Raw genomic sequence first — 6126 nt, 5'->3', positions numbered from 1 at the left:
GCGTCGTCCGGCGGGCAGGCCGGCGGCCCGCGCCGCCACCGTCCGGCCCGCCGCCGACTGGACGTTGCCGCGCAGGTCGAGCGCGAGCCACGGTCCGGCGGCCGCGGCCAGCATGGCGACCACGGCCAGCAGGGAGAGCGCGGAGAACGCGGCGGACAGCAGGCGCCCGCCGTGTTCGCGCCGCTCCAACGCCGCGTACCGGCTCCCGTCGCCGATGATGCCGTCCCAATCCATGCGATCCTCCCCTACATGCGGGAACGGAAAACGGCCGAACACGGGCCATGTCGGTCCATGTCCGGCCGTTTTCCCCTCCGGGTCAGCGGCTATGCGCGCCGCGGGCTCTCCGCAGCCTCAGCAGGGTCGACGCCACGCCGCCCGCGAGGGCCACCAGCGCCAATCCTCCGCACACGAACCACGGCACCGACGGCCCGTAGTCGCCGCCGGCCGACGGCAGGACGTCGAACAACGGCGCCCACTGCGCGTACAGGGTCACGTCCTTGCCCTGCAATGGCACTCGGCCGCCGTCCGCGTAGGCCGTGCCCTTGCCGTCCTTGGCGGTGTTCCAGCCGGCGAACCGGTATCCCGTGCGTTTGAACGATTTCGACGTGTCGCCGGGAATGGTCACGTCCGAATACTGCCAGCCGGTGGTGTTCGCATGCGAACCCTTCGCGTCCGACGCGTTCTTGTCGTAGATCACGTTGGCCTGCAACCGCTGCCAGTGCGCGTACACGGTCACGTTGCCCGTCAACGGCCTGGTCCAGTCGTACGGGCCCGCATTGTCCTGCGGTCCCGTGTACCAGCCGAGGAACCTGTAGCCGCGGATCTTCGTCGTGTCGCCCGCCCGCCAGCCGGAGCCGTCCGACGCGGCCGTGTTGTATGCCACGGATACGGACGCCGGGGTGGACGGCATCTGGCCCGACCAGGTGGATGGCTTGTTCGTGTCGTAGGTGAGGACCGGGTTTCCGACCCACACCGCGAACACGGTCATGCCGCCCTCGACCATCGTGACCTGGGCCTGTGCCTGGGTCGCGTTCCGGATCGGGTTCCAACCCAGCTGGGTGTGGCCCGGACGCGACAGCATGCTGGAATCCCAGCAGTCGTCGTCCTTCGCCATGGTCGCCAACGTGATCTTCTGGCCGGCCGGATAGTAGACCTGGCAGCCGGACACCACGTCCGTGCTCGCATCCACGGTTTTGACGGTCACGCTGCCGTCCTCGTGGGTGGTGGTGCGCTGCACGAGGTCGGACACCTTGCCGGTTGACTTGGAGGACGCCGTCTGCGTCGTGTCCGGCGTCGTGTTCGACGGGACTTGGCCGGTCGCGTCCTGCGCGTTCTTGTCATAGGTGAGCACCGCGGTGCGGGTGACAGGCGCGCCGAACGTCATGCGCGAACCGTCGGTGCGGCCGGCGGGATTGCTCAGATCATAGGAGAACGTGAACGTGCTTCCCGTCCATGTGGCCGCGAGGCGGTGACGGGACTGCTGCGGCGCGTTCAGATGAGCCTCGTCGCCCGCATCATGTCCGATGCCCGCGAAACCGTTCGTACCGTACGTGCCGAGTTCCGCGTCGGAACGCTTGTACGCGCCGTTGAAACCGGAAAGCAGCTGCACGCCCTCGAACTTCAGGTCGGATTGCGCGTCCCATCCGTCGAGGTCGTTGAACCCGGTCACGCCCTTGAATGTGTCCGGGACCTTCTCGCCGGTGTCCGCGTACGTGAACTCGACCGTCCACGAGCATCCCACTCGTTTCGACGTGTCGACTCCGCCCATGGCCGCCTTGACCTTGGCAGGCAGGCTGGAATAACCGGAACCGTAGGCCGTGTTGATCCAGAATCTTCCGTCGCCGACGATGTTCCCGTGCCCGTCGAACCGGTACAGTTCGCTGACGCTGCCGCCGTTCCAATCCTTCAACCGCATGGTCATGCTGATCTGGTGGGTCTTGCCGGACGGGTCGGTCCAGTCGCCCACGGACGGGATGGTTAATGAGGCGCCGATTCTCAACGGCCACATGCCTTGGGACGAGGGGTCAGTGGACTTGTACCACGCGCCGTCCTCGAACTCGACCTGCGAGAGCCTTGTGTCGGTGGTGTTCAATATGAACTGACGGTAATCCGCGGGTATGTCGTTCATCTCAAGATCATGCACAGTCAGGCCGGAAGCGGTTTTGTCAGCCGCGAGTCTGACACTGCCCGTGGTCTTGGCTTTGGCGGGCTGGACGGTGTTCTCCTTGCCGTATTGACTGGATGGCACGCTGCCGGTCGCGTCCTGCGCGTTCTTGTCGTAGGAGAGCGGGTAGGCGAGCTTGAACTGCACGTCGTCAATCAGGTTGCCGGTAACACCATCGATGGAACCCAACGCCTTGAACGTGAACCTGCTGACAGGCTGGCCGGCGGGGATTTCCACCGAACCCTGGAACGTATCCCACGAGCCCAGCCAGCCGTCCGTGTTGGGAGCGTTCACCGTGGTGGACTTCTCACCCAGCCTGTTGCCCCGGTCGGACGCGATGCGGGTCATCTCCACCGGCTGCTCGTGGCCGGGCGCTCCGACGAGGATCTGGATCTTCTCATTGGAGTTGATGGTGCCGTTCCGGTGCGCGTACCGGAGTTTCACGGTGTACACGGTGGGCGTGCTGTGCGCGGTGTCGATGTCCTGGTACAGGTACGTGTTGGCCTGCGATGCGGTGATCTCCGCGTACATGTTGTCGTTCGCGCGGCTGCGCTGGATCTCGACGATGCCGCCGCGCCCGTCGACCCTGGTGTCGGTCTGGTTGGACTTCCAGCCGAACCTGGCGGCGTCGAACCCGTTGAGGTGGACCCAGTGCTTGGACGCCTCGCCCTTGCTGTTCAGCGCGCCGCTGATCTCCACGTCACCATGGACGGGGTCGACGTTGGCGAAATTGTACTTCTCGCTCATCCTGGACTGGCTGACGATGTTCTGCCAGTCATGGTCGAAATTACCGTTCATGATCTGCTTCGGCAGGCCGTTGGCGGCGTATTCCACCACATCGTCATCCGCCGCGAGACGCACGCTGCCATTGGTCTTCGACTTGGCCTGCTTGACGGTGTTCGCGGCCGTATCCGACGGAACCTGGCCTGAAGCGTCCGAAGAGTTCGCATCATAGGTCAACTTGTAAGAGCGGGAGAACTCGATGTCGTCCACGAGATTGCCGACGTTGTTGCCGGGCAGGGTCTCAACCTCTTTGAACCCTTCGAGGCTCTTGAACATGAATACCGTGTTCTTCTGTCCTTCGGGCACCCGGTAATAGCCTTCGTACGTCTCCCATTGTGCGCCATGATCGCGGGGATCGGTGTTGGATACCTTTGTGGTGATGGTCGTGGACTTCCCGCCCACCTTGTCGCCATGGCCGTTAGAGGTGACGCGGGTCATCTCCACAGGCGTCGCATGGTCCGTGTCGGATCCCACGAGGACCTGCATCCTGTCGGCATGGGATGATTGGCGGCTGGCGTGCTTGAGCCGGATCTTGTACAGCACGCCGCCGTTGCCGGTGGACACGTTCTGGTAGATGCTGGTGTTGTCCTGTTGGGCGACGATCTCCGCATACGTGTTCTTGGTGTTGCGGTCCTGCTGCAATTCGACCCTTGAACCGTTCTCGGTACTGGACCATGCGAACCTGGAAGAGTCGAAACCGGGGATCTGCCCGATCTTTCCGTACTTGGAAAGATCGGTGGCGGACATGTTGCGCCAAAGCGTGCCGTCATCCGATTTGAGGAACGTGCGCAGATCGGCATGGGTTTCCTGCTCGTTCTTCTGAATGTCGGAGAACGAGGGGTAGGAGAAATCGCCATTAGCGAGGGAACCGTACCGGACGTTCTCGTCCGCGACGGTCTTCACGGTTCCGTTGGTCTTGGTCTTGGCGGGCTGGGTGGTGTTCTCCTTGCCGCGCTGGTTCGACGGAACCTCACCTGTTGCGTCAGTGGAGTTTTTGTCGTAAGAGAGCTTGTAGGCGCGGGTGAAGGTCACATCATCCAGAAGATTGCCCTTGGTGGGGTCGAGGTAGTTGACGGCCTTGAAACCGAACCGAGTGGTGGTTTGCCCGTCCGGAATGATGTAGTAGCCCTCATAGGTCTCCCACTGGTCGAAATGATGCCAGCGGTTCTCGTTCGTGACCCTCGTGCCGATGGTCGTGGACTTCTCGCCGACCTTGTCGCCGTGACCATTCGAGGTGACGCGGGTCATCTCGATGGGTGTGCCGTTGATGACGACCTGCATCTGGTCGACGTTGTCCTTGCACAGGCTGGCGTGCTTCAACCGGATCTTGTACAGTGTGCCGGGGATGGTGGCGAGGTCCTGGTAGATGGTGCGTCCGGTTTCGGAGGCGACCATTTCCGCGTAGGTGTTGCCGTCCATACTGTCCTGTTGGAGTTCGATCGCTTCCGCGCGGTCCTTCAATCCGCCTTGGTCGTGGCCGCCTTTCTGGTCGGTCTTCCATGCAAATTTGGACTGGTCGAAACCGGGCCAGTCCACCCAGGAGGCGAGATCGGCGTCGGAGTGTCGCGCGTTCCTCATGTACTGGCCGTTGTTCGGGTCGACGCTCGTGTATGCGTTCGTCATGTAGCTTGGCGCGTCAACGGTCTTCCATCCGCCGTCGGGCAGGTATTCGAAGTCGCCGTTGACGATATGGTCCGGCAGGTTGTTCGTGTCATCGGCCGTGAGCTTCACGACGCTTTTCGTGTTTCCGGTCGCGCCGGTCACGTCGACCGCGTTGGCCGTGCCGGTCAGGCCGGTGCCTAACGCCGCGGCGGCCGTGAGACCGGCGAGAAGTCTTGTAAGGAATCCCATTTTTCCCTCATCCTTTCCTTATATGTACGTGTGCTATGCCGCGACGCCGTCGGACGCGCGGGTGGCCCTGCGGACACCGAACGCGAGGCCGGCGAACGCGGCCATGACGGACACGGCGGTGACGACGCCCCAGACGCCGCCCGTGGTGGGCAGCTGGGTCAGGCTCGTCATATCGGCGACGACCGCGCGGCCTCCCTCGACGGTCGTCAGGTTCGGCAGGTCGGCGCCCTGGTAGGTGACGGTGCCTTTCTCCGCGTCGAGCGTGGCGGTCAGGGACGGCAGCCCCAGGGAGGTTTTGACGAAGCCCTCCGGCGGGTCGGTCTCGCGGATCTCGTACGTGCCGCTGGACAGGCCCGGGAACGTGGCGTCGCCCTTGGTGGAGGCGGACGCCTCGGCGGCGCTCACCTTGCCATCCATGTTCGCGTCGCCGGTGCGGAACACGGTGGCGCGCGCCTGGTCGGCGGCGTCGGACCAGCCGGACGCCGCCGACCAGGACAGCCATTTGCCCGTGCCCTTGTCGCGGATCTTGAAGCCCGCGTCGGGGATGCGGGCGGTGCGGTCGGCGGCGGACGTCTTCGCCACCTTCAGGTCGCCGGTGTACACGTCGGCGCGGGAGGTCGGCGGGTCGGGCGTGTACAGGGTGCCGGTCGACAGGTCTTTCCAAGCCACATGCCCGGTCGGGGCCTCGATGTGGTGGTTGTCGGCGGTGGACGTGATGGTCGCGCGGACGGTAATGACGACGCGTTTGCCGCCATTCGCGGCTGTGGCGAGCCTGTCGAGGTTGAAGCCGACGGAGCCGGCGTGCAGTGTGGTGACGGGCAGTCCGGACGACTTCGCCGGAATGGCCGTGAGTCCGCCGGCGCGCGCCTTGACCACGCCGACCTGGTCGGTCACGTCCCTGCCGTCGATGGTGGCGCCGGTCATGTCCTTGAACGTCTGGCCGGTCATCTGGTCGACAATGCGCACGCTCGCGTCCGCGCCCACCATGTACGGCATGGTGAACGCGATGTGGTAGGTGGCGGTGTCGCCGACGCGCACGCTGCCGGTCTTCGACTCGGAGCCGTCCGCGTGGACGAGGGTCTTGTCGAGCGTGAACGTGCGGGTCTTGACGGTCAGCGTGCCCAGGGTGCCGGTGGACAGGTCCATGCCGCCGACCTTCGTGCCGACGATCATGGGCAGCGTGTCCTTGTTGGTGTCGGTGACGAGGTAGTGGCCGTCGGGCACGTTGAGGGTCGCGCGTGTGCCGGAGCCGGTCACGTTCGAGACCGTCGCGGCCGGCTTCGACGCGGACTTGGCCAGCAAATCTGCCACGCGGCGCAGCGTGGCCG

General features: G+C 64.6%; 3 protein-coding genes. All 3 read right to left on the bottom strand.

All coding sequences use genetic code 11. From position 1 onward, the window contains the following. On the bottom strand, nt 1-234 hold a 234-nt coding region (locus ACR0P8_RS08285; RefSeq protein ID WP_432624624.1), incomplete at its 3' end, for a hypothetical protein. An 82-nt stretch (nt 235-316) separates the two neighbouring features. Next, nucleotides 317-4798: an InlB B-repeat-containing protein gene (locus ACR0P8_RS08280; protein ID WP_432624623.1), complete on the bottom strand. Its 4482-nt coding sequence runs from the start codon at nt 4796-4798 to the stop codon at nt 317-319. 33 nt (nt 4799-4831) lie between these two features. Further along, nucleotides 4832-6126: SpaA isopeptide-forming pilin-related protein (locus tag ACR0P8_RS08275; protein WP_432624622.1), on the bottom strand; the 1295-nt coding region annotated here is incomplete at its 5' end.

It is taken from the genome of Bifidobacterium sp., from assembly GCF_050874245.1.
Lineage (GTDB): Bacteria > Actinomycetota > Actinomycetes > Actinomycetales > Bifidobacteriaceae > Bifidobacterium.
This window is presented reverse-complemented; position numbering and strand designations above follow the sequence as displayed.

What these genes read in the sequence shown, in the direction of transcription:
- ACR0P8_RS08280 (WP_432624623.1), bottom strand. Translation starts at nt 4,798, where the DNA reads ATGGGATTCCTTACAAGACTTCTCGCCGGTCTCACGGCCGCCGCGGCG.